Raw genomic sequence first — 22547 nt, forward strand, 5'->3', positions numbered from 1 at the left:
GCGTTCCGCACACTCGCAGTTCCGGTTCCGCAATGCTATGGAACCACAATTCGTCGCTGCTCCAGCCGTCCGCATCTTCTGTCAGGACGGCGCAACGCTAAGGATTGCTCATGGCTCGCCGCCGCCAGCTCTATGAGGGCAAAGCCAAGGTTCTTTTTGAAGGCCCAGAACCCGGCACACTCGTTCAGTACTTTAAGGATGACGCCACCGCCGGAAACGGCGCGAAGAGCGGCATCATCACCGGCAAGGGTGTCCTGAACAACCGCATCAGCGAATACCTGATGCTCAAGCTTCACGAGATCAACATTCCAACCCACTTCATCCGTCGGCTGAACATGCGCGAGCAGCTCATCCGCGAAGTGGAGATCATTCCGCTTGAAGTTGTGGTACGCAATGTGGCGGCGGGCTCGCTGGCCAAGCGGCTTGGCATCCCCGAGGGGACGCGCCTGCCGCGCACGATCATCGAATATTACTACAAGAACGACGCGCTCAATGACCCGATGGTGTCGGAAGAGCATATCGCAGCGTTCAACTGGGCCGCACCGCAGGACATGGACGACATGAACCAGCTTGCGCTCAGGACAAATGATTTCCTGATGGGCATGTTCACGGCCGTGGGTATCACGCTGGTGGATTTCAAACTGGAATTCGGACGGATCTGGGAAGGCGAGGAGATGCGTATTCTTCTGGCAGACGAGATTTCACCGGATAACTGTCGTCTGTGGGATTCCAAGACGAACGAAAAAATGGACAAGGATCGCTTCCGCCGTGACATGGGTCGCGTCGAGGAAGCGTATCAGGAAGTGGCAAAGCGTCTCGGGATCCTGCCCGAGGCCGGGAATGGTGACCTCAAGGGTCCGGAGGCAGTTCAGTGAAAATTCGCGTTTTTGTTTCCCTGAAAGACGGCGTTCTCGACCCGCAGGGCAAGGCCGTGGGCCATGCTCTGGAAACCCTTGGCTTCAAGGGGCTCGGCGAAGTTCGCGTCAACCGCGTCGTCGAGCTTGAGGTTCCGACCGACAATGCCGCCGATGCGCTGGCACAGGGCGAGGCCATGGCGCGTGCGCTTCTGGCTAACGAAGTCATCGAAGATTTCAGTGTCGAGGTGGCAGAATGACCCGTCTTTCCGCGATCTTTCTGCTGGCTGGCATCGCGGCCGCTCCCGCTCTTGTCACTGTCCCGGCCCACGCGCAGCGCGTGTCCAAGGTTTCGGGTAAGGCTCTGGGCCAGATGTGCTCCAGCAAGTCCTCCATCGGGATGTGCGACGCCTATCTTTCTGGCCTGATGGATGGTGAAGCCTGGGCCAAGAAATATGACAGTTTTGCCCATGACGAGTCCGCTCCGGTCGCATTCTGCGTACCCGCCCAGCAGACTGCACCGCAGGTTCGCGGTCTGGTCGTCGCCTGGCTGCATGCCCATAACGACGCGCTGGCGGAGCCTGCCGGTAAAGCGGTCTATCGCGCCCTGCATGACACTTATCCGTGCCATGCAGCTTCCGCTCCGGCGGAGGACCAGAAATGAAAGCAGGTATCGTCGTATTTCCCGGCACGAACCGGGAGCGCGACATGGTTCATGCCCTGAAGCTGGTCACGGGGCAGACACCGCGTCTAATCTGGCACCGAGAGACCTCGCTGGGTGATCTGGATCTCGTCGTGCTGCCGGGCGGTTTCAGCTTCGGGGATTACCTGCGCAGCGGTGCCATGGCCGCACATTCGCCGATCTTGCGCGACGTCAAGGCGTTCGCGGGCAAAGGCGGTCACGTTCTGGGCGTCTGCAATGGCTTTCAGATCCTGACGGAATCCCATCTTCTGCCGGGCGCACTGCTGCGCAATGCAGGCCTGCGTTTCCTGTCGCAGGATTGCCATCTGAAGGTTGAGAACGCGTCGTCGCCCTATACGCAGGGCTGGACGCGCGGGGATGTGTTCCGCGCGCCGCTCGCACATGGTGACGGCAACTACACGGCTTCGCCCGAGACGCTGAAGCGTCTTGAAGGCGAGGGCCGCGTGGCGTTCCGCTACTGCGGTGCGGATGGAGTGGTTTCGGACGATGACCGCGCCACCAACCCCAACGGGAGCACGCGCTCCATCGCCGGGATCCTGAGCGAAAATGGCCGTGTCTGTGGCCTGATGCCGCACCCGGAGAACCTGACTGACCCCGAAATCGGCGCAACCGACGGCGTGCCGCTTTTCAAAGGCCTTGTGGAGGCTCTTGTCGGATGAGTGTGACGATTGATGCCCAGCTTGCCCAGTCTTTCGGACTGACCGGCGAGGAATACGCCAAACTTGTCACGATCATGGGACGGACGCCGAGCTTTACGGAGCTTGGAATTTTCTCCGTCATGTGGTCCGAACACTGCTCCTACAAATCGTCCCGCATCCATCTCAAGACGCTGCCCACCAAGGCTCCGTGGGTCATCCATGGGCCGGGCGAGAACGCAGGCGTCGTAGATATCGGCGAGGGTCTGGCCGCCGTCTTCAAGATGGAGAGCCACAACCACCCGTCTTTCATCGAGCCCTATCAGGGCGCGGCGACGGGCGTCGGCGGCATTCTGCGCGACGTGTTCACGATGGGCGCGCGTCCAATTGCGAACCTCAACGCCCTGCGCTTCGGCGATCCAAAACATGCAGGAACGCGCCGCATCGTCGATGGCGTCGTGCGTGGTGTTGGTGGTTACGGCAACTGCGTCGGTGTTCCGACCGTGGGTGGCGAGGTCAACTTCCACAAGGCGTATGACGGCAATCCGCTCGTCAATGCCATGACGGTAGGTGTGGCCAAGCAGGACAAGATCTTCCTGTCGGCTGCGGCTGGCGTAGGCAATCCGGTCGTGTACGTCGGCTCCAAGACGGGCCGTGACGGTATTCATGGCGCGACCATGTCCTCGGCGGAGTTCGACGAGGAAGCAGCGTCCAAGCGCCCGACCGTTCAGGTTGGCGATCCGTTCATCGAGAAGCTGCTGATCGAGGCCTGCCTTGAACTGATGGCGACCGATGCGATCGTCGCCATTCAGGACATGGGTGCAGCCGGTCTGACATCTTCCGCCGTTGAAATGGCGGGCAAGGGCGGCGTTGGCATCGAGCTGAACCTTGACGCAGTTCCGCAGCGCGAGCCGAACATGTCGGCTTACGAGATGATGTTGTCCGAGAGCCAAGAGCGGATGCTCATGGTTCTCAAGCCCGAACGGACCGAAGTTGCCCGTGCGATCTTTGCCAAGTGGGAACTGGATTTCGCCATCATCGGTGTGTTGACCGATACGGGCCGCATCACGATCCGTCATAATGGCGAGATCGAAGCCGATATTCCGCTGGCCCCGCTGGCAGATGAAGCTCCGGTCTATAACCGCCCGACCGTGCCTCTGACGACACCAGCACGGATCGAGACTCCGGCAGACCCGGAAGGGATCGAAAAGGCGCTTCTGACGCTGATCGGTTGTCCCGATCTGGCATCCCGCGCCTGGGTCTGGAACCAGTATGACGGCTCGGTTGGTGGCAACACGGCGCGTCGTCCGGGTGCGGCCGATGCGGCTGTCGTGCGTGTCGAAGGTACGCGTCTGGGTCTTGCCCTGACAACGGACTGCACGCCGCGCTACTGTCAGGCTGATCCCAATACGGGTGGTGCACAGGCTGTTGCCGAGGCATGGCGTAACATCACGGCAACGGGCGCAACACCGCTGGCCGTGACGGACAACCTGAACTTCGGCAATCCGGAACGGCCGGAAATCATGGCGCAGTTCGCCGATGCCATCAAAGGCATGGGCGATGCTTGCCGTGCACTCGACTTCCCGGTCGTGAGCGGCAACGTCTCGCTCTATAACGAGACGCGCTCCCCGTCCGGCGAGGCTCAGGCGATTCTGCCGACACCCGCGATCGGTGCGCTTGGCGTGCTGGCGGATGCGTCCAAGTCCATCGGGCTTTCGATGCCAGATGCCCATGATCTGGTGCTGGTCGGCTCCATTCGCGGCGAACTCGGGCAGTCCCTGTGGCTGCGCGAGATCTGCCAGCGTGAAGATGGCGCACCGCCAGTGGTCGATCTTGCAGTCGAGCGTCGCAATGGTGATTTCGTGCGCAGCCAGATAGGCGCGGGCGCAGTTGCGGCCTGTCACGACATTGCCGATGGCGGATTGCTGGTGACGGTGGCGGAAATGGTCATGGCAAGCGGCGTTGGCTGCACGCTTGAAGCCGCTCCGACGGATGTTGCGGCGCATGCGTTCTGGTTTGGTGAAGACCAGGGCTGCTACGTCATTGCAACTTCCGACGGCGCAGCCCTTGCAGCAGCAGCCGAGAAGGCCAACGTTCCAGCAATTCGTCTGGGACGTTCGGGTGGCACTGATCTGGTTCTTCCGGGAACTGTCAGCGTCAGTGCGGAACGCCTCAATGAGATCAATGCCGCATTCTTCCCGCGGTTCATGGGTGAGGGAGCCTGATTTTTATGCCGATGGCAGCTTCTGAAATCGAACGCACGATCCTCGCCGCCATCCCTGACGCCCGGATCGAGATCGAAGATCTCGCCGGGGACGGGGATCATTACGCCTGCCAAGTCACAAGCGAAGCCTTCCGCGGGCTTTCGCGTGTACGCCAGCACAAACTGGTTTATGATGCGTTCGGAACCCGCATGGGCACCGAACTGCATGCGATGGCCCTCAAGACGCTCACCCCTTAAGAGCCGGGGCTGACGTCTTTTTTCCAGACGAGCACTGACAGCAGGAGCGGACGTTCTGTCCGCCCTGCCGAACCAAGGAAAATCCAATGTCCGAAACCGTGTTCCAGCATATCCAGAACCTGATCGACGCCAATCCGGTCATGCTGTTCATGAAGGGTGACAAGCTCTTCCCGCAGTGCGGCTTCTCCGCACGCGTGGTCCAGATCCTCAACCATCTTGGCGTCCCGTTCGCAACCTGCAACATTCTTGAAAGCGCTGAACTTCGTCAGGGCATCAAGGACTTCTCGCAGTGGCCAACCGTGCCCCAGCTCTACGTCAAGGGCGAGTTCGTTGGTGGCTGCGATATCGTTACCGACATGTATCAGAGTGGCGAGCTTGAGACTTTGCTGACTGAAAAAGGCATCACGACCGCTAACGCCTGAGTTGCTACGCCCTGATTCAGGGCCAATCATGGCGAAAAGTGCTGAATTCAGCACTTTTTAAGCATTGCTCCTGCCACAATTCAGCCATGAAGTAGCGAAAAGTGGCAGGACCTTGATTTTTTTGGAAACTTTCCCATCAGGGGTTGTCGAACCCCGAGTTCAGCGCATAGGCTGCTTCCATCAGAACGGGATGGGATACACGTCAATGGCGCGGAACTGGGTCGGCAGAATTACTCTGGGTATCATGGGTGTCGGTATCTGCATGGGAGCAGGCAAAGCCTATGCCCGTCCGGCCATCACCGATTATGAAGCCAGCAAGCTGACCTTCGATGCACTGACTGCCACGCCGGTCTATCACCATGTCGTTTTCCATCATGCTCTCGCACGTCGCACGACGTCGCATAATACAGCCATTGCCTGGAACAGCTCACACGCGGTGGTCCGTAACGTGGCCTATCGTCCGCATACAGTCGCTCACACACATGTCACTGTTGCCTCGGCACACCACCACGCACGCGCCCGTCGGACCTGATTTCTTCAGAACTGCCGCAACACATCCTGGATGCGCCGCGCCTGGCCTGATGAGTCAACAACGATCAGGTCAATCCGGGTACTGGGCCTGTTCCACTCCGGTTTTGTCAGCAGGATATAGTTGAAGGCTTCCATAGTCTTTGAGACTGTCTGGCTGTCAAACATGACGCACTTTCCCGCAGGCTGCGTCTCTGTTTGACCTCAACGGCGATCAGCCATTCCGAATCTGTCGCCAATATATCGAGTTCGCCGTAAGGCGTTCGCAGCCTCTGTGCAAGAATTGTCAGACCGCGCTCCTCAAGGAGGCGGGCTGCAATGTTTTCGGCGTTCAGCCCCATGTAATAGGACTGAACGCCGCGTGTGCGCCTGCTTTTCAGCGTTCGCTCCGCAGAAGGCGGGCGGCATCCAGCGCGAAATAGGTAAGGATGCCGTTACATCCAGCACGTTTAAAGGCCATCAGGCTTTCCATGATCGTGCGGTCACGGTCGAGCCAGCCGTTCTGAATGGCCCCCATCAGCATCGCGTACTCGCCAGACACCTGATAGGCAAAAGTCGGTACCTCAAAGCGCTCTCGAACGCGACGGATGATATCGAGATACGGCATACCCGGCTTGACCATGATCATATCCGCACCTTCACGCAGATCCTGCTCGACTTCGCGCATGGCTTCGTCGGAATTGGCAGGGTCCATCTGGTAGGTCTTCTTGTCTCCGTGCAGCAGGCTGCCGGAACCCAAGGCATCACGAAACGGGCCATAGAAGGCGGAGGCATACTTGGCCGTGTAAGCCATGATACGCGTCGTGTCGTAGCCGTTGCCATCAAGCGTTTCGCGGATAGCCTTAACGCGACCGTCCATCATGTCGGACGGAGCGATAATATCATTCCCGGCTCGGGCCTGATTAAGAGCCTGCTGACGCAGGATCTCGACGGAGGCGTCATTGAGAATGCGGCCGTTCTCAATGACGCCGTCATGGCCATGATCAGTGTACGGGTCGAGCGCCACATCGCCGATGATACCCAGATCAGGGAAGGCTTCCTTGATGGTGCGCGAGGCACGGCACATCAGGTTGTCCGGGTTGAGGGCCTCGGTCCCGGTAGCGTCGCGGACGCTCATGGGCGTGACAGGGAAGATGGCGACGGCCGGGATGCCGAGGTCCACGGCCTGCCGGACGTGTTCCACGACATTGTCCACGCTGACGCGTTCTGCGCCTGGCATGGAGTCGACTTTCTGGCGCTGGTTCTCACCTTCACAGACGAAGATCGGCCAGATCAGGTTGTCGACATGCAGGCGATGTTCCTGCACCAGACGGCGGGTGAAAGCATCGTGGCGATTACGCCGCGGACGGGAGAGGGGGTATGCTGCATTGCTCATACCCCCGATCATGCGCCTAACTTTGGTCTCTGCAAAGTCGACTGTTGCGGATGCCGTACGCAAAATAGACAGAAAGTCCAATAGTGAGCCAGACAACAAGTCTGATCCAGGTCAACCTGTCGAGCGATATCATCACTGCACCACAAGATAGTATTCCGAGCAAGGGAACGAGCAGGCCACCCGGAACCCGAAACTGTCGCGGGGCGTCCGGATATCTGTAACGCAGGACTGGAACGCCGACGCAGACAATGATGAAAGCCAGTAAAGTTCCGATGGACGTCATATTGCCGAGCTGAGCAATCGGAAGCACCGCAGCAAACACACTGGTCAGCGCTGCAAACATCAGATGTGACGTCCAGGGCGTATGGGTTCGGGCATTGAGCTTCGAGAAGACTGGCGGCAACAGGCCGTCATGGGACATAATCAGGAAGACGCGCACCTGCCCCATTAGGAGCCCGAATAAGACCGAGATATATCCGGCCGTGATGCCGAGTTTCACAAAACTGGCCAGCCAGGGCATGCCGGCGACATCGATGGCCGTAGCAACCGGGCTCGGGTCATTGGCCATAGCGCGGTAATCAACCACGCCTGTCAGGACCATTGAGAACACTGCATAGACCACGGAGCAGACGAGCAGACTTCCCAGAATACCAACGGGAATGTCGCGCGCCGGGTTGCGGCTGTCCTGCGCAGTAGTGGAGACGATGTCGAAGCCTAGATAGGCGAAAAAGGCCATGCCGGCGGCTCGCATGACGCCGGACATACCGAACTGTCCAAATGTACCGGTGTTCTGCGGAATGAACGGATGGTAGTGCGCGAAGCTGATATGCGGTGCGCAGGCCGCAATCACAGCAACGATAACGGTGAGCTTGATGCAGACAACGATCGTGTTGATAGTCGTAGACTCACTCACGCCGCGCATGAGCAGAGCCGTGACACCCCAGAGCGCACAGACAGCCGGGAAGTTGAACCAGGCCGAGGCCATACTTCCATCCGGCATCGTGACAGGCGTCATTGGCGTTGCCAGCAGACGGGGATCGATATGGATGCCCCAGCCCTCAAGCAACGACGCAAGGTAGCCTGACCAGCTGGACGCAACGGCCGCAGCGCCCACGGTATATTCCAGCACGAGATCCCAGCCGATGATCCAGGCGATCAACTCGCCCATCGACGCATAGGCGTAGGAATAGGCTGAACCGCCCGAAGGGATCATGCTGGCAAGTTCACCGTAGCAGAGGCCCGCGAAACCGCAGGCTACCGCTGCGATGACGAAAGAGAGAGTCACAGCCGGGCCAGCATTCTGGCCGGCGGCAACGCCCGTGAGAGAAAAAAGGCCAGCACCGATCGTCACGCCGATACCGAGGGCGACGAGCTGCCAGGGACCGAGAACACGCCTGAGGCCAGTCTGGCTGTCGGCTGCGGATGATACGGGTTTGGTCCGCCAGAGCGGAGTGGTCATGAAGGATCCTCGTTTGTTAGGCGGATTGTTTTTGCCGAGGCAGGCAATCTGGGCTAGTCACATGCCGAACTCACCCTGGAGAATGGACCACGATGTCGGAACACGCCAGCCAGTCCACGCTGAATCGTTTCTTTCATGCCCCCCTCAAGGAGGTTGATGCCGAAGTTGCCACCATCCTGAACGAGGAGCTGACGCGCCAGCAGGACGGCATCGAGCTCATCGCTTCGGAGAACATGGCCTCTTTCGCAGTCATGGAAGCACAGGGTTCGGTGCTGACGAACAAGTATGCGGAAGGCCTTCCGGGCAAGCGCTATTACGGCGGCTGCGTGGACGTGGACCGTGTTGAGAACCTCGCTATCGAGCGTCTGAAAAAGATGTTCGGCGCGGAATTCGCAAACGTGCAGCCGCATTCGGGCGCCAATGCCAATCAGGCGGCGTTCATGGCGCTGGCCAAGCCGGGCGATACGATTCTCGGCCTGAGCCTTGCCGCTGGTGGACATCTGACGCATGGCGCGGCTCCGAACTATTCGGGCAAGTGGTTCAACTCCGTGCAGTATGGCGTTCGCGCAGAAGACGGGCTGATCGACTACGACCAGATGGAAGCCCTGGCTCGCGAGCACAAGCCGAAGATCATCGTGGCTGGCAGCTCCGCCTATCCGCGCGTCATCGACTTCGCCCGCTTCCGCAAGGTTGCCGATGAAGTCGGTGCGTATCTGATGGTGGACATGGCGCATTTTGCCGGTCTGGTTGCCGCTGGCCTGTATCCGAACCCGGTTCCGGTTGCGGACATTACGACGTCCACGACGCACAAGACGCTGCGTGGCCCGCGTGGCGGCATTATCCTGACGAACGATCCGGAACTGGCGAAGAAGGTGAACTCCGCCGTGTTCCCCGGTCTGCAGGGTGGCCCGCTCATGCATGTCATCGCGGGCAAGGCCGTTGCGTTCGGTGAAGCGCTTTCGGACGAGTTCAAGGACTATCAGAAGCGTGTTCTCGCCAATGCCCGCGCGCTGGCGGACGAGCTTCAGAACCGTGGCTTCGACATCGTCACAGGCGGCACGGACAGCCATCTGATCCTCGTGGATCTGCGTCCTAAGAAGGTTACTGGCAAGCTGGCCGAAGCCATTCTGGAACGTGCCGGCATTACGGCGAACAAGAACGCCATCCCGTTCGATCCAGAAAAGCCGTTCGTGACCTCCGGTATTCGTCTGGGTAGCCCAGCTGCAACCGCGCGTGGTTTCGGAGAAGCCGAGTTCCGCGAAATCGGTCGCATGATCGACGAAGTGCTGACGGCGGCTCTTGAGGAGGACAATGCCGAGGCCGTCACGGCTCGGGTTCATGAGGAAGTAAAGGCCCTGTGCCGCCGCTTCCCGATCTATGACCGCGCGTCTGCCTAAGATCTGAACAGTGCTGCGGTCCGTCTGGCCAGACGGACCGCAAGCTGTCCCCGACGAGGACGAAGATTGGGCATGATCAACAGACACTCATCATATGGTGTACAGATCAGATCATGCCCGTCATGAGCGAGGGGCGTTCCTGCTTTAGGAATCATAGCCCCACCCTCCCATGGCCTGACAAAACTGAAATCCGCATTCCGGGCGATGATATTGTCCGTCACCACCGCCATTTCCGTCTGACGGGACTCCTCGGTCGCCTGTCCACGAAGATGGATGGTCTCGGCCTCCGCCAGCAGGCGTGCAATCGCGCTTTCCATAACCGTGACGGTGGAAGGCTCCCAGTGAGGACCAGCCTCCAGGAGGCAACTGCGTCCCGTGCCGCCCGGCGACATGAAATGCGCATGCTCGATCAACCGTGATCCACCATGATGCCCGAGATCCGTTAGAACCATCTGCGGCAATTCCTTGCCACCCGCCAAAGCGCAGGCCAATTCGGTCGATCTCTGACGGGGGGGAGCAATGAACAGGGGTTCAGATGGCCATAGCGTGGAATGTAAATCCAGCAGCAGGTCGGCCCGGGCAATATAGGGCTGAATCTTACGGGCACGCTCAAGTTCGCTGGAATGCTCGCGACTGTTCAAACGTGTATTGTGCCACAGACGATTAAGATCCTCGTCGACATGACGGGACATGACCGGATTGGCAGCATCGAAGCGATCAAAGGCTTCTAGATTTGCCAGAATCAGCGTCAGGCGTCCGGAGGACAAGACAGGAGCACCCCTACGGAGATTTTCAAGCGCCCATCCCCCGGCATATTCGTTGCCATGCACCATGGCCATGATGACTATCTCTGGGCCGGAACGGCCCGAATCGAAAACCCAGACGCCAGGTATTCCCGAAGGAGGTGCACGCCACGATAAAAGATCGGGGGGCGAAAGGGCCACGTTGAAGACCAAGGGCGGGCGGCCGAGCCCCGGCAACGTTTCCGACAGACGGGGCTGACGGATCCGGAGCGGATGGTGCCGCTGTCCCGCCTTGCAACTCATGGTCTCCGTGAACCCGACGATACAGAACAGGACCAACTGCTCCCCATCCGGTCGCCCGGGGGAGCCATACCTGCACCAAGGGGCATAGGACATGGATCGGTCATGGGTTGTAGTGTAAGCACGTTGGGGACAGCTCACCAGAGAGGGAATGTTGCCTTTTTCTTCGGCAGGGCCTGAAGAGAGTCACATTTCGTCGAGATTGATCTGGCGCGTCCCCTTTCCGTACTCCGCCCGGTTTTTCGCGGATTACAGCCCGTGTCCATGGTCACGACCCAGGTACAGACGGCACATGAACAGACGATGAAACAGTCTCTCTCCTTTTTTCACAAATTGTGGCAGCAGCTTCCTACCGAATCCCGAAGGCGATTTTTCGCACGGGTCACGGCGCTTACAGCTCCCGCGCTCAGGCCGCACAAAATTATTCCGGCACACGGGATGATCGTAGCGGGAGAGTTCAGCCGTAGTTCGGGGCTGGGCGAGGGAGCGCGTCTGATGGTTCAGGCATTGCGGGACATGAATATTCCCTGCGCAACATGGGACATTGACCGACGCGTTCTTGAAGGTGACGCAACGGGGCCGGGCGCAGCACTGATAATTCACGTCAATGCACCAATGCTGCCTTATGTACAGCTTTTCATGCCACGCTGGCTGAGAACTGGACGGCGAGTCATTGGATACTGGGCCTGGGAACTACCAATTATGCCACAGACATGGCGTCATGCCCGCCGTCATGTCCATGAAATCTGGGCTCCGTCACATTTTACCGCTCAGGCTTTTCGTACGCTGGGGCGCCCTGTGCGGGTCGTTGAGCATCCGGTGGGCCTTGCGGAACAGAAACCCTCAGACCGTGACCGGGCATCTTTCGGGTTACCAGAAGACTGCGTGATTGTTCTTGTTTCGTTCAGCCTCTCTTCCAGCATGGTGCGCAAAAGCCCGATTGAGATGATCGAGGCGTTTCGCGCTGCCTTCGGGGATCGTTCAGACCGGCTCCTGCTCATGAAGATCGGCCATACCGAACATTATCCTGACGACCTGGCGAAGATCCGAGCAGCCACCGGGGGAGCGACCAATATTCGGATCGAGACCGGGCAACTCAGCGGCGCCGACCGGCTTGCCTTAACGGTCTGTGCAGATATCGTGCTGTCCCTCCATCGCAGTGAAGGGTTCGGGCTTGTCGTGGCGGAGGCCATGGCGCTGGGGCGGTGCGTGATTGCAACAGACTGGTCGGCGACGACTGAGTTTCTGGACGGGACGTGCGGCCTGCCGGTCCCGTACACGCTGGTTCCGGCGCGGGATCCACGCGGGATCTGGGACATGCCAGACACGAAATGGGCGCTTGCCGACAAAAATGCCGCTGTGGCGGCCCTGCGGACGGCAGCCGCAGATCCGGGCTTGCGGTCACGCCTAGGTGCGAATGCCAGACAGAGGATCGCCACGCGCCTGGATGGTACGACACTACGGGAAGCGGCTCTGGCGGTTGGGATCCAAGCGTGACGACATCTGCCGACCGCATTCTGGTGTGGCAATGGGGGCGACGGGGAGCCGGGCCGCGGATTGCCGTAGATCTGGTGGATGGGCTGAAACGCCTGACTGATACAGATGTTCTGCTTTGCCTATCAGACCGTGCGGAAATTCTTCAGAGCCGGAACGCTCCAGACGCGGTCGTGAAAATTGCGACCTATAGTTCCTTCCGGGGTCTGGTGGCGCGCCTGCTGACGGCGCCCGGATTTCTACGCCAGCTGGGATGGATTGTAAGAGACTTCCGTCCGGATGTAGCGATCTGTGCGATGCCGGGCCCCCTGGATCTGCTGATGACGTATATGCTGCGACGGGCTGGCGTGAAAATTGTGCTTATTGTACACGATGCGCATCTACATCCAGGAGACGGCTATCCTTTACAGGCAGTCTTGCAACGCAGGCTGATCCGTCAGGCCGACCAGATCGTCACGTTCAGCCGGCATGTCGCCAATGGACTGACCACCGGGCCGGATGCCTTAGACTGTCCCGTCGTCGCCTTGGCCCATCCGCCGTTCATTGGGGGAGCAGCCGCGCCACCGTTCGCCCATGAGGGAGCCCCGCGCATCCTGATGTTTGGCCGTCTGTTGCCCTACAAGGGGCTGGACCTGCTGGCGGAAGCTTTGCCGCATGTCAGACGTGATTTCGAATGTCGGGTTGTAGGCCAAGGACCTGAAAGCCCGGAACTGGGGCGACTGGCGGCACTGGCGCAGGTCAGGGTCGAGAACCGCTGGGTCGCGGAAGACGAACTTCCCCGCCTCATCGCATGGGCCGACATTGTGGTGCTGCCCTATCGTGAAGCCTCCCAGAGTGGCGTCGGGGCCATGGCGATTGCCAGCGGGCGCTATGTCGTGGCGACCAGGGTCGGGGGGCTGGTAGAGCAGTTTTCGGGCGATGCGCAGGCCGTTCTGTGCGCGCCAGAACCGGTGGCGATTGCGACAGCGCTGGTGAATATCCTTGAGGCGCCTCCACCCGTTCGCCCGCAGGTTGATAGCGGGCAGGAATGGGAAAATCTGGCGAGGGATATTCTCGCCAGCCGTGAGATGTCCTAGCGGTCCAGCGAATCTTCCGTCGCGATCCGGACGCGGTAGCCGATATGCTTTTCGACATCGCGCAGGAACGTACGTTCGTCGATATTGATTAGCGAGAACGCCACGCCCTTACGGCCGGCGCGGGCAGTCCGGCCAATGCGGTGCACATAGGCTTCCGGCGTTTCGGGCATGTCCATGTTGATGACGAGATCCACATCCGGAATGTCGAGACCACGCGAGGCGATATCGGTCGTGACCAGAACCGGAACACGCCCCTGACGAAACAGATCCAGTGCCTTGTTGCGGGCACCCTGCGTTCGGTCGCCATGCAGGGTTTCGACCCGCAGGTTATGCCGGCGCAGCGTTTTGGCGAGGGCATCTACCGTGTTTTTCGTCCGGGCGAAAACGATGCTGCGGCCTTCAAAATGCTTCAGAAGACGGGCAACAGTCTCGGGCTTGTCGTCCTTCTCTACAAAAATCGCCCGCTGACGAATGTTTTTAGGGGTAAAGGATTCTGCTGCGATTTCCACGCGGACGGGATTGCGCGTCACACGCCTGGCCAGATCCATTACCGGCTCAGGCAATGTAGCCGAGCAGAAAACAGTCTGGGGTGGTTGGTCCGGGAAATAGGGTGTCAGGGCCGTCATGCTGGCAGAGAAATCCTCATCCAACAGACGATCCGCTTCATCCAGTACCAGATAGGTGAGATGTTCCAGAACGAGATCGGCCTGCATGACCAGATCAAGAAGGCGACCATGCGTCGCAACGATGATATCAACCCCATCGCTGACGGACTGGACCTGCTGCTCACGGGATGTCCCGCCACAGATAACGCGCGTTTTCAGGGCGAGCCGACGCCCGAGCTGGCGGCAGACAGCAGCGGTCTGTGCTGCAAGCTCGCGCGTAGGTTCCAGAATAAGCGCACGTGGACCGGGAGCCGGACCAGCTTCCGTCAGCTTCTGGAGCATGGGCAACACGAATGCGGCTGTCTTGCCGCTGCCTGTCTGGGAGCCAACCAGAACGTCTTTGCCCTCCAGAAGAGGGGGGATGGCCTGTGCCTGGATCAGGCTCGGACGTTTGTGTCCGGCCTGGGCAAGAGTTGCCAGCAGGGGCGCAATCAGCCCAAGCTCCTCAAACTCGGGGGCAGAAGCGGCGGAAGTTGCGGTCGGCGAGGCAGGGCGCGGCTGGGACGTTGTCATGTGCGCTTCTTGCCAAATTTCTCGCAGTTCGGGAAATACCTTCTTTTTTGCGGAGTTCCCTCATGAAGGCCATTATCATCGCGGAGGACTTCGCCGGCATGCGGGCGCAGGGGGCGGGACTGGCTGAAAAAGCCGGTCTGGAATGGGATTTCGGGCCTGTGCGCATCCAGCCTTTCTGGTCGCGTTTTCCGGCGCGTTACTGGCCGTCTCCGCTGCGTCGGGTCGATCCCATCAGGATTCCCGCAGACACAGGTCTCATTATCTGTATTGGTGGAACAGGAGGCGTCATCGGCAGAGCCGTGGCCCGACGCGAGGGACTGCCGGTTGTGCAGATCCAGAACCCGCGCATGCCGGTCGACAAGTTCGACCTCGTGATTGCCAATACGCATGATGGCATCAGCGGACCGAATGTCCTGATTTCGCGCAACGCACTGCATCCCATCACACCAGAGAAGCTCGCTGTGGCGCGGGCCAAATGGGAAAGGCGCCTTAAACAGGACGCACGACCGCTGTTATCCATTTTGGTTGGCGGCGCCAATGGTCGTTTCTCGCTGGGACCGGTTGAAGCGGAGCGAATTGCAGACGAGATCATCACTTTCACGAAGCGCAACACCATGCAGGCCGTCCTTACTCCCTCGCGCCGGACCGATCACGCTGCCGTGGCAGTTTTCCGCAAACAGCTGGAGCCTCATGGCATTGCCGTTCTAACAGGTAGCGGGAACGATAACCCTTATATGGGTATGCTGGCCTGTGCGGACATGATTGCTGTCACGACGGACAGTGTCTCGATGATTTCCGAAGCCATAACGACCTCTGCCCCGGTCCTGGTTTTCCCACTTCCAGGCCGCTCCAGCCGGATTTCACGCTTTGTAAAAACCCTTGAGGACGCCGGGCGGGTTAAGTGGTTCGAGCCGGCACAGGTTCCATGGGATGTCATGCCGCTTGACGATACCCCCCTCGTGGCGAGAGAAATGCGCCGACGTCTGAAGCTCTGAAAGGGCCCCTGTATGCTCGATATCCGCACCTTTGGTCCGCAGGGTGGCAATGTTCTGTACAAGGCGCTGGCGCATCCGCTGGCCACGGAAGCACTCGTCCGGATGGAAGCCGAATTCGCAGGGCGGACACTGGCTGTATACGATCCGGATGACGCTGCCCGCACACTGGCCGCGCTCTATCCAGGGCTGAAACCGGCCTGCGTCTATGTTCATGATACGGAGCGGGTAGGGCAGCCGGACGGTTTTGGCGGAACACTTCGTGCGCTCGTGGATCTTCCCGCGACCGAAGCGGATGCTATCCTTGCTTTGTCTTTTGAAGATGCCAAGATGCGGACCCGGCTAAAGGGGCTTCAGAAAGACCGAAATCTTTACACGCTCGCTCCCGCGCGCCTGCCAGACGAGATGCTGGTTGCAGGCCGTCCCTATCTGGACAAACTGAACTTCGCGACCAACTTCGCCTTTTTCCGCGAAACGGAGCAGTTTTCCTGCCGGATCGTAACCGCCAATTACTGGTCCAGCTATGCGGCGGAGAACCTGCGTTACTGGATGCGGCTCTATGACGGAGCAGGCAAGGTACTGGCCCAGTGGGAACAACCGGTGACTGAAGCCGGGGCAGGAATCACGATTGACAGCGCAGATATCCGTCGTCGCTTTGATCTGCCAGAATTTACGGGACAACTTTTCATCCATGTACTGGGCGCGCGCGGACATGACGTCGTCAAATATGCTCTCGACAGCTGGGGCAAAAACGGCGATCCGAGCCTTTCCGTCACGCATGATGCAAATGCCTGGCCTTCCGTGTGTTACGCAACGCTTCCGGCCCCTGAACCCGACGAGACGCTGATCGTCTGGGTGCAGAACAGCCATGCGACCACCATTCCAGCAGGAGGCATTACCTTCAACCGGATGGGAGAAGGTAGATCGCATCCGCTCGATCGGACTGTAGGGCCGTTTGAGACGGTGGCCGTAGATGTTGGTACGCTTTTTCCCGGATTGCACTGGCCTGCACAGCTTGAACTGCGTTCGGGCCGACATCTTGTGCGTCCCCGCTATGAAATCACGCAGCGAGGCCGCACCCGAATCGCCCATCTAAACGTAGAACGAGACGATCTGCGCCCTGATCCTGCCATCCGTCAATTTGCGCCGTCGCTGGGTCGTGGGTTTTTGCTGCCGTTTCCAATCCTGGATCCAAAACAGTTCGAGACTTTCCTGCAGCCCAACCCCATGTCCGAAGCGCTTCAGTCTCTTCCCGTAAGGCTCGATCTGTTTGATGAAGCAGGAGGAAAGGTCGGATCGCATTTCCTCGGCAATCTATCCCGGAACCATGACACAGCCGTTGCACTGCATACCCTGATGGATCGACCGGGTCATGCCGATTTGGTCTATGATTTTCGCGATGGCGGCGAAGCTGATGGCTGGTTGCACGCCCTGATGCGCTATCGAAACCGGAAAAGCGCTCACGCCGCTGAAACCAGTTTCGGCGCCCATATCTTCAATACGCTCATGACTTGGCGCTCGGAGCCGCAATCGTACTCAGGCCCACCGCCGGGCCTGACGACACGACTTTTTCTGAAGTTGGGACAAAAGGCAGGACAGGAGACGCTCCGAAGCTTCTGCTGCCTGATTCATCCAGCTTCCGTCGAAGGGACCGATAATTCGGAAACCGTTCTTCTGCTTCATGGCGCAAATGGGTCCTTAATTACCCAGACGACCATCAGAATTGCGCCCAACGGGTCATTCATGATCCGCCCGCACCAACTATTTGATGGCTCGCACCTCGATCATGCCGGGGAAGGGGGGTACGTCCTGATCCGAGACCTGACCTGCCGCCTTTTCGGTTATCACGGCCTGGAAAACGGAAAAGGCGCATTCTCGCTGGACCACATGTTCGGCTTCTGAACCACTGCAACACGGGAACCGCAACGGATAATGCGGCTCCCCACGAAAAAGATCTTGTCATGAAAACAACGTCTTGCTAGAAGCCCCTCCCACGGATGGGCGCGTAGCTCAGCGGTAGAGCACTGCCTTCACACGGCAGGGGTCACAGGTTCAATCCCTGTCGCGCCCACCATCCTAAATCCTTGAAAATTATATTTTTAAGAATTTTTATTCTCCCACAACCTAAACGGTGCAAGGATATAACTGATTAAATCCCCTTAGAACCCAAAAGAGATTGCAAGATTTACGTCACCCTTCTGCATCGCGTCGTTCAGAAACGGCAGCAGTCATAGTTTTGTTTTCGCCAATATGCTCCTCACTACAAAACTTGAAAATAACTTTTCTTTTATTGCCAGATTATTATATAGATTCTTCAATTTTCGTGTATAATACAACACAAAAATCAAGTTATTTACATACTAAACACATTATCTCAGACTACTTGGAGGGTTCGAAAAACCCTCTATTTTGAGACCTGCCCTGTGATTCCATTTCTTCTGCGATGATTGGGGATATGGGTCATAAAGCAAACTGGTTTCTTTGATGTTGAAGAGAGTCTGAGCAGGACTGGTGATCAACTCGAAGCATTTTCCCAGATTGTGAATTTTGAATTGTTCCGCACTGTTTTGAAGAAGGCTCTTGGCCTATTCAACTGGGAGTAAAGGCGGGCGACCGCCATTTGATCCGGTGCTGGTGTTCAAGATCCTGGATGCAACGCTGGTGGCTGCTCCAAAGCAGCGCAATACCAACACTGAGAAAGCCGACCTCCGGGCAGGGCGTATTCCTGAAGACTGGCAGGACAAGCTCGCAAAAAGATCATCATGCGCGCTAGACGCTGAAATTCACCAAAGCGAAGCGACAGGATGATGAAACCATGCCATCGAGTGATCTTGCCATCCCGTTCTTTGGCTACAAATCCTACGTCTCCCTCGACCTGAAGTTCCGGTTCATCCGCAAATGGAAAACGACGGATACCGCCACCAGTGATGGCGCGCGGCTGAGAAAGTGCCCGTTGGATAAAACTAATACAGCTTCAACGGTTTGGGCGGACACGACGTATCGCTCAAAAGCCAATGAGGACTTCATGGAAAAACAGGGCTTTTTTCAAAGGTTTACAGAAAACAAGCCGCATCTCAAGTCTATGGGCAGAAAGCGAATGCTGGAAAGTCCGTGATCCGCCTGCGTATCGAGCATGTCTTTGCCGATCAGAAATCACAGACAGGGTTGTTCGTCCGAATCGTAGGCCTCACCCGGGCCACCATGAGGATCGGTCTGGCCAGTATCGTCTACAACATGCACCGCTTCATCTTCTTGGAGCGGATCAACCAATGGTTCTTCGATCCCTCCAGATCGCTCACCTTCCAGCATCCCCAATCATTGCCGCAATGATGAAATCATACAGAAAACCTCAAACCAAAGGATTTTTCGATCCATCTAATTTCAGTCTGAATAATTAATTTACACATCTCCAAGCCTGCCCCCCAAGGACCGCCTTACGCTCAGAACTCATTCTTTAAGATAGAAGATGAAGCTTGCTACGATTTGGATTGCGAAGATGAATGTATGAGCGCAGCGGTCATGCCCCCCCCCTTCGCCAGTCTTTCAATTTCGTGAACATGCTTTCGATCAAATGGCGCTTTTATAAAGATGCCAATTGTAAGGCCGCTTTGATTCCCTGTTTTTCTTTGATGGAATACAGGTGGTGACGTTCCGGTCGGCGAGAGGCTGTCTAATTTTATTACTGTCGTATTCCCGATCACTTCTTCTGTCTCACCCGACAGGTCCGCCAGAAGCACCTTTGAAATCACTGACCTGTCCAGCAGTCAGATGGAGGCGGACAGATCGGCCCTGATCATCGCGCACGGCATAAAATTTTGAGTTCAGGCCGCTTTTTGTCCGTCCGATATGGTGGGAAAAAGCCCCTTTTTGAGCAGGCCCGTCGATGCCCGGTGCACCTTGAAGTGTATTGCATCGATCATCAGAAGCTTCGAACGGCCAGCCTGTTCTGTCAGGACGACAAAAATCCTGTCAAAAATACCGAGACAGCTCCACCGGATAAAGCGCTTATATAAAGCCTTGTGCGGACCATACGATTTCGAAGCGTCTTTCCACTGAAGGCCGTTGCGAATCACATAAACGATCCCGCTCTTCCATGCGTGGTACTCCCTGCGCCAACAGAAAAAGCGGCTCAATCCGCTTCATCTGGCTCTCAGACAGCATAGTCTCCTTAATTTGAAGGCGCTCACATTTCATAGAGTTCGAGTGGCAAATCATCCGGATCAGCGAAAAAGGTAAACAGGCGACCCGTATAGGAATCTTTGCGAATTGGCTCCGAAACAATTCCGTGCCCCTCTAGACGTTGTACGACCCTGGCAATGTCCTGAACACGGAATGCGAGATGGCGCAGTCCGCAGGCTTCTGGCCGCGAAACCCGAGGGGGAGCCTGCGGAAAAGAAAAGAGTTCAATCTGGACATCACCGACCTGAAGATCGCACTTCCATGAATTACGCTCGGCGCGAAAATTTTCAGCGATGACCTTGAAGCCCAGCAAATCAACATAAAATGCGCGAGAGCGCTGATAATCGGATGCGATTATGGCGACGTGATGCAAACCAATAATATCGCCAGCATCCTGCCTCATCTTATCTGCGCCCCTTAACATCAGTTCTAACGAGGATAGCGTCAGTAACTACCAAGATCCAGCATGCTGATAGTGCAGACAGGATTTCGCGTGCTGGCTTAAGCAACATCACGACATTGAATCGCCCATGCTGACAAGCTTCCTAGGCTCAGGACCCATTGATTTGATTGCGGAAATCTGATTCACGCTCTGCGCGGAGACTGAAAATGAGCATTTTCATGTAGATGACGGATGGCCTGTCTGCTGCGAAAGCCGAGCCTCAGACCATTATGATTGATGCGACCTATCTCAAAGCACATCGCACGGCTTCAAGCCTGCGGCTAAAAAAGAGATACAGGGCACCTGATCGATCGGACAAAAGACGACATGAACACGAAGCTACATGCGATAACGGATCAGAACGGACGACCGCTGAGTTTCTTCATAACGTCGGGACAGGTCAGCGATTACACCGGTGCCGCTGCTCTGCTGGACAGTCTTTCTATGGCACAGTGGATGCTGGCGGGCCGGGGTTAGAATGCTGACTGGTGCAGGGATGCCCTGAAGGAAAAAGGTATCAAGCCCTGCATTTCGGGACGAAGATCCCGCGGAAAACCAGTCAAATACGACAAGCGGAAATACAAAAGATGCAACCGCATCGAGATTATGTTCGGTCGCCTCAAGGACTGGCGACGTGTCGCAACACGCTACGACAGATGCCCAAACGCCTTCTTCTCTGCCATCTGCCTCGCTGCAACCGTCATCTTCTGGCCATGAGCCTAGTTTGTCGAAAAGAAGGCAGGAGTCAAACCGGTACAAGCCACACTGGACGTATTGCTGGACGGCCTGTGCAACGGTGACTGACTAGAAGTCATAGGGTCACATCTTTCTGTGCCCCCCCCTGCTTAGTGCTTTACTTACAGCATATGTACAGGCAGCTCTCTCCGGATCTGGTCCCCAAAAAACCATAGGACGCAAAGTGTTATCGCGTTATGAAGACGCAAACGCCTTATTCAGAAAGTTGATCATGCATTTCCTGACGCCTCAAACTCTGACCTGCTCGCACATTACATGAATCCCTTTTCCTTCAAAAAAAGGATAACGGTGCCGTCATTTGCCGTCATGACTGGCGGAACGGGTGGAATTGGGTGTGAAATCGCGGAGCTCCTGCTGGAGCAGGGATGGGATGTCCTTTTGCTGACGCGTCAACCCCATAAGGCGAAAGAACAAATCTCCAGCGGCAAAGGCCGGTTTGAAGCTGTTTTTTGTGATCTGACAAAACCATCAGATCTTCAGACTGTCAGTACCGCAATCCGGGACAGAAACCGACCCATCGGACTTCTGATTCATTGCGCAGGAAAAATACAGCCTGAAGCAACCAAGGATATCACGCAACATAGCCTTGAAGAGCAGATGGCAATAAATCTAACATCACCAATCCTCATGACTAGTCAACTTCTTCCTGCATTGTCTCCCAATGGGCATATCATATTCGTCAATTCCATAGCTGGTGTAATGCCCTTGCAGGGAAGCTCTGTATACAGTGCAACGAAATTCGGCCTCAGAGGCTTTGCGCGTTCACTAGCCCTTGAATTCACCCCCAAGACACTGAGAATTTCGTCCATATTTCTTGCCGCTGTTGATACCCGGATGCTTGAACAGGAAACGCAGGATGGAGGGTCTGTCCTGAATTTCGTCAATCAGCCCCTGTCGGCCCGATATGTAGCCAGAATGATTATCCGCACCAGCGAAGGGGTTGGGTGTGAAATCTTCCTACCTAGGATAGACGGCCTTTTTGCCCACGCCTGTCTGATCATGCCGTGGTTACTGCACATCACAACGCCACTTCTTGAAAAGGTCGGGCGAATCGGGTTGCGGCGATTCCTGAAACGCAAAGCAACCGCTTCTTTAGTCACACACAAATAATAAATCGTCACCACTTCGCTCAGTCGCCATCGTTACTTTGGAGATCGTGTTACATTTAGATAAATATTGAAACAAAACGATAGCATTGTTGAATAATAAAAAATTTTATAGTTCTCGAGAAAATTTTTACGATTTATTGACGGAAAATTAGAAGCCTTTTACACTTTTATTTCTGTTTTACACTTTCGGAAGGCTGTAACGTGCCCAGTGTAACGTTGACTGATTTTCTGCAAGTGACCCAATGGTCTCCCGACCAGCTTGCGCAGCAGATTGAGCGTACAACCGATGACATCCTATGGTGGACTCACCATCACGAGGAGCTGCCACAGCAGCTTCAGAACTGGATAACGCGGGTCGTGACGGCATTCCAGACAAAACCTCCAGCTCTAGGGTATGCTCTAGAACGTCCGTCAAGCTGTTCTTTCAACGACGATCCTTCCATG

The 22547-nt window shown here is 57.0% G+C and carries 22 protein-coding genes, 1 tRNA gene and 2 pseudogenes; 17 read left to right on the plus strand and 8 right to left on the minus strand.

The annotated features are described in order from the left end of the window. Positions 1 to 110 precede the first annotated feature (110 nt). The 8 genes from purC (at position 111) to IGS75_RS13010 (ending at position 5607) form a co-directional block, all read left to right on the plus strand. Positions 111 to 875: a phosphoribosylaminoimidazolesuccinocarboxamide synthase gene (gene purC, locus IGS75_RS12975; protein ID WP_141352232.1), complete on the plus strand. Its 765-nt coding sequence runs from the start codon at positions 111 to 113 to the stop codon at positions 873 to 875. Next, a complete protein-coding gene (gene purS / locus IGS75_RS12980; RefSeq protein WP_141352230.1) occupies positions 872 to 1114 on the plus strand; it encodes a phosphoribosylformylglycinamidine synthase subunit PurS in 243 nt (80 codons plus the stop codon). The genes purC and purS overlap by 4 nt, the downstream gene beginning before the upstream one ends. Beyond that, positions 1111 to 1518 (plus strand): Rap1a/Tai family immunity protein, encoded by a 408-nt coding sequence (locus IGS75_RS12985; RefSeq protein WP_141352228.1) that lies wholly within the window; start codon positions 1111 to 1113, stop codon positions 1516 to 1518. The genes purS and IGS75_RS12985 overlap by 4 nt, the downstream gene beginning before the upstream one ends. After that, a complete protein-coding gene (gene purQ, locus IGS75_RS12990) occupies positions 1515 to 2216 on the plus strand; it encodes a phosphoribosylformylglycinamidine synthase subunit PurQ (protein ID WP_141352226.1) in 702 nt (233 codons plus the stop codon). The genes IGS75_RS12985 and purQ overlap by 4 nt, the downstream gene beginning before the upstream one ends. After that, entirely contained in the window at positions 2213 to 4417 is a 2205-nt protein-coding gene (gene purL, locus IGS75_RS12995) for a phosphoribosylformylglycinamidine synthase subunit PurL (RefSeq protein WP_202257117.1), read from the plus strand. Before purQ ends, purL begins: the two co-directional genes overlap by 4 nt. Positions 4418 to 4422: 5 nt before the next feature. Then, a complete protein-coding gene (locus tag IGS75_RS13000; protein ID WP_062032111.1) occupies positions 4423 to 4653 on the plus strand; it encodes a BolA/IbaG family iron-sulfur metabolism protein in 231 nt (76 codons plus the stop codon). Between the two features lie 86 nt (positions 4654 to 4739). After that, positions 4740 to 5075, plus strand: a complete 336-nt coding sequence (gene grxD, locus IGS75_RS13005) for a Grx4 family monothiol glutaredoxin (RefSeq protein WP_062032115.1) — start codon at positions 4740 to 4742, stop codon at positions 5073 to 5075. 205 nt (positions 5076 to 5280) lie between these two features. Next, positions 5281 to 5607, plus strand: coding sequence for a hypothetical protein (locus IGS75_RS13010; RefSeq protein WP_202257118.1), 327 nt, complete (start codon positions 5281 to 5283; stop codon positions 5605 to 5607). A gap of 5 nt (positions 5608 to 5612) precedes the next feature. Here the strand turns inward: IGS75_RS13010 and IGS75_RS15585 are convergent, their stop codons facing one another. From IGS75_RS15585 to IGS75_RS13025, 4 genes are read right to left on the minus strand one after another with little or no spacing between them, the layout of a single operon-like run. Continuing rightward, on the minus strand, positions 5613 to 5771 hold the full coding sequence (locus IGS75_RS15585; RefSeq protein ID WP_237469102.1) for a hypothetical protein: 159 nt from the start codon (positions 5769 to 5771) through the stop codon (positions 5613 to 5615). Then, positions 5714 to 5944, minus strand: coding sequence for a YraN family protein (locus tag IGS75_RS13015; protein WP_237468844.1), 231 nt, complete (start codon positions 5942 to 5944; stop codon positions 5714 to 5716). The genes IGS75_RS15585 and IGS75_RS13015 overlap by 58 nt, the downstream gene beginning before the upstream one ends. 35 nt (positions 5945 to 5979) lie before the next feature. Then, the gene (hemB, locus tag IGS75_RS13020; protein WP_141352218.1) at positions 5980 to 6990 is read right to left on the minus strand and encodes a porphobilinogen synthase; all 1011 of its coding nucleotides are present in this window, start codon (positions 6988 to 6990) and stop codon (positions 5980 to 5982) included. 4 nt (positions 6991 to 6994) lie between these two features. Beyond that, complete coding sequence (locus IGS75_RS13025) at positions 6995 to 8437, minus strand: APC family permease (protein WP_202257119.1); 1443 nt, start codon at positions 8435 to 8437, stop codon at positions 6995 to 6997. Positions 8438 to 8529: 92 nt separating this feature from the next. On the opposite strand from IGS75_RS13025, the gene glyA reads away from it, so the two are divergent. After that, the gene (gene glyA / locus IGS75_RS13030) at positions 8530 to 9834 is read left to right on the plus strand and encodes a serine hydroxymethyltransferase (protein WP_202257120.1); all 1305 of its coding nucleotides are present in this window, start codon (positions 8530 to 8532) and stop codon (positions 9832 to 9834) included. Here the strand turns inward: glyA and IGS75_RS13035 are convergent. Beyond that, a complete protein-coding gene (locus IGS75_RS13035) occupies positions 9831 to 10973 on the minus strand; it encodes a M14 family metallopeptidase (protein ID WP_237468846.1) in 1143 nt (380 codons plus the stop codon). The genes glyA and IGS75_RS13035 overlap by 4 nt on opposite strands. Positions 10974 to 11180: 207 nt before the next feature. On the opposite strand from IGS75_RS13035, the gene IGS75_RS13040 reads away from it, so the two are divergent. After that, a complete protein-coding gene (locus tag IGS75_RS13040) occupies positions 11181 to 12374 on the plus strand; it encodes a glycosyltransferase family 4 protein (RefSeq protein WP_237468856.1) in 1194 nt (397 codons plus the stop codon). Further along, the gene (locus tag IGS75_RS13045; protein ID WP_202257122.1) at positions 12371 to 13447 is read left to right on the plus strand and encodes a glycosyltransferase family 4 protein; all 1077 of its coding nucleotides are present in this window, start codon (positions 12371 to 12373) and stop codon (positions 13445 to 13447) included. The genes IGS75_RS13040 and IGS75_RS13045 overlap by 4 nt, the downstream gene beginning before the upstream one ends. Here IGS75_RS13045 and IGS75_RS13050 read toward each other — a convergent pair. Beyond that, the gene (locus IGS75_RS13050; protein ID WP_202257123.1) at positions 13444 to 14625 is read right to left on the minus strand and encodes a DEAD/DEAH box helicase; all 1182 of its coding nucleotides are present in this window, start codon (positions 14623 to 14625) and stop codon (positions 13444 to 13446) included. The two genes, IGS75_RS13045 and IGS75_RS13050, sit on opposite strands and share 4 nt — an antisense overlap. A 62-nt stretch (positions 14626 to 14687) precedes the next feature. On the opposite strand from IGS75_RS13050, the gene IGS75_RS13055 reads away from it, so the two are divergent. The 4 genes and pseudogenes from IGS75_RS13055 to IGS75_RS13070 all read left to right on the plus strand — a co-directional run bounded on the left by IGS75_RS13055 (position 14688) and on the right by IGS75_RS13070 (position 18947). After that, positions 14688 to 15620 (plus strand): mitochondrial fission ELM1 family protein, encoded by a 933-nt coding sequence (locus tag IGS75_RS13055; RefSeq protein WP_202257124.1) that lies wholly within the window; start codon positions 14688 to 14690, stop codon positions 15618 to 15620. Positions 15621 to 15632: 12 nt separating this feature from the next. Further along, on the plus strand, positions 15633 to 17519 hold the full coding sequence (locus IGS75_RS13060) for a hypothetical protein (RefSeq protein ID WP_202257125.1): 1887 nt from the start codon (positions 15633 to 15635) through the stop codon (positions 17517 to 17519). Between the two features lie 97 nt (positions 17520 to 17616). Then, a tRNA-Val gene (locus tag IGS75_RS13065) sits at positions 17617 to 17691 on the plus strand. Between the two features lie 388 nt (positions 17692 to 18079). Continuing rightward, positions 18080 to 18947 (plus strand): annotated as a pseudogene (locus IGS75_RS13070) (IS5/IS1182 family transposase). Between the two features lie 491 nt (positions 18948 to 19438). On the opposite strand, the gene IGS75_RS13075 reads toward IGS75_RS13070, so the two are convergent. After that, complete coding sequence (locus IGS75_RS13075) at positions 19439 to 19750, minus strand: transposase (RefSeq protein WP_202257126.1); 312 nt, start codon at positions 19748 to 19750, stop codon at positions 19439 to 19441. Positions 19751 to 19800: 50 nt separating this feature from the next. Continuing rightward, positions 19801 to 20199 (minus strand): SMU1112c/YaeR family gloxylase I-like metalloprotein, encoded by a 399-nt coding sequence (gene gloA2 / locus IGS75_RS13080; RefSeq protein WP_174787564.1) that lies wholly within the window; start codon positions 20197 to 20199, stop codon positions 19801 to 19803. Positions 20200 to 20432: 233 nt separating this feature from the next. On the opposite strand from gloA2, the pseudogene IGS75_RS13085 reads away from it, so the two are divergent. Next, positions 20433 to 20955: pseudogene (locus IGS75_RS13085) on the plus strand (IS5 family transposase); the annotation flags it as partial. 294 nt (positions 20956 to 21249) lie between these two features. Beyond that, positions 21250 to 22104, plus strand: coding sequence for an SDR family NAD(P)-dependent oxidoreductase (locus tag IGS75_RS13090; RefSeq protein WP_141351003.1), 855 nt, complete (start codon positions 21250 to 21252; stop codon positions 22102 to 22104). The last annotated feature ends 443 nt before the right edge of the window (positions 22105 to 22547 follow it).

Origin of the sequence: Gluconobacter sphaericus (assembly GCF_016757795.1) — a bacterium.
GTDB lineage: Bacteria > Pseudomonadota > Alphaproteobacteria > Acetobacterales > Acetobacteraceae > Gluconobacter > Gluconobacter sphaericus.

Excerpts from the sequence above, each read along its gene's own strand:
- gloA2 (WP_174787564.1), bottom strand. The coding sequence starts at position 20,199 with ATGAGGCAGGATGCTGGCGATATTATTGGTTTGCATCACGTCGCCATA.
- IGS75_RS13060 (WP_202257125.1), top strand. The coding sequence starts at position 15,633 with ATGCTCGATATCCGCACCTTTGGTCCGCAGGGTGGCAATGTTCTGTAC.
- IGS75_RS13015 (WP_237468844.1), bottom strand. The coding sequence starts at position 5,944 with ATGGGGCTGAACGCCGAAAACATTGCAGCCCGCCTCCTTGAGGAGCGC.
- IGS75_RS13010 (WP_202257118.1), top strand. The coding sequence starts at position 5,281 with ATGGCGCGGAACTGGGTCGGCAGAATTACTCTGGGTATCATGGGTGTC.
- IGS75_RS13040 (WP_237468856.1), top strand. The coding sequence starts at position 11,181 with ATGAAACAGTCTCTCTCCTTTTTTCACAAATTGTGGCAGCAGCTTCCT.
- purL (WP_202257117.1), top strand. The coding sequence starts at position 2,213 with ATGAGTGTGACGATTGATGCCCAGCTTGCCCAGTCTTTCGGACTGACC.
- glyA (WP_202257120.1), top strand. The coding sequence starts at position 8,530 with ATGTCGGAACACGCCAGCCAGTCCACGCTGAATCGTTTCTTTCATGCC.
- IGS75_RS13055 (WP_202257124.1), top strand. The coding sequence starts at position 14,688 with ATGAAGGCCATTATCATCGCGGAGGACTTCGCCGGCATGCGGGCGCAG.
- IGS75_RS13000 (WP_062032111.1), top strand. The coding sequence starts at position 4,423 with ATGCCGATGGCAGCTTCTGAAATCGAACGCACGATCCTCGCCGCCATC.
- purQ (WP_141352226.1), top strand. The coding sequence starts at position 1,515 with ATGAAAGCAGGTATCGTCGTATTTCCCGGCACGAACCGGGAGCGCGAC.
- grxD (WP_062032115.1), top strand. The coding sequence starts at position 4,740 with ATGTCCGAAACCGTGTTCCAGCATATCCAGAACCTGATCGACGCCAAT.
- IGS75_RS13035 (WP_237468846.1), bottom strand. The coding sequence starts at position 10,973 with ATGTCCTATGCCCCTTGGTGCAGGTATGGCTCCCCCGGGCGACCGGAT.
- IGS75_RS12985 (WP_141352228.1), top strand. The coding sequence starts at position 1,111 with ATGACCCGTCTTTCCGCGATCTTTCTGCTGGCTGGCATCGCGGCCGCT.
- purC (WP_141352232.1), top strand. The coding sequence starts at position 111 with ATGGCTCGCCGCCGCCAGCTCTATGAGGGCAAAGCCAAGGTTCTTTTT.
- IGS75_RS13025 (WP_202257119.1), bottom strand. The coding sequence starts at position 8,437 with ATGACCACTCCGCTCTGGCGGACCAAACCCGTATCATCCGCAGCCGAC.
- hemB (WP_141352218.1), bottom strand. The coding sequence starts at position 6,990 with ATGATCGGGGGTATGAGCAATGCAGCATACCCCCTCTCCCGTCCGCGG.
- IGS75_RS13090 (WP_141351003.1), top strand. The coding sequence starts at position 21,250 with ATGAATCCCTTTTCCTTCAAAAAAAGGATAACGGTGCCGTCATTTGCC.
- IGS75_RS13050 (WP_202257123.1), bottom strand. The coding sequence starts at position 14,625 with ATGACAACGTCCCAGCCGCGCCCTGCCTCGCCGACCGCAACTTCCGCC.
- IGS75_RS15585 (WP_237469102.1), bottom strand. The coding sequence starts at position 5,771 with ATGTTTGACAGCCAGACAGTCTCAAAGACTATGGAAGCCTTCAACTAT.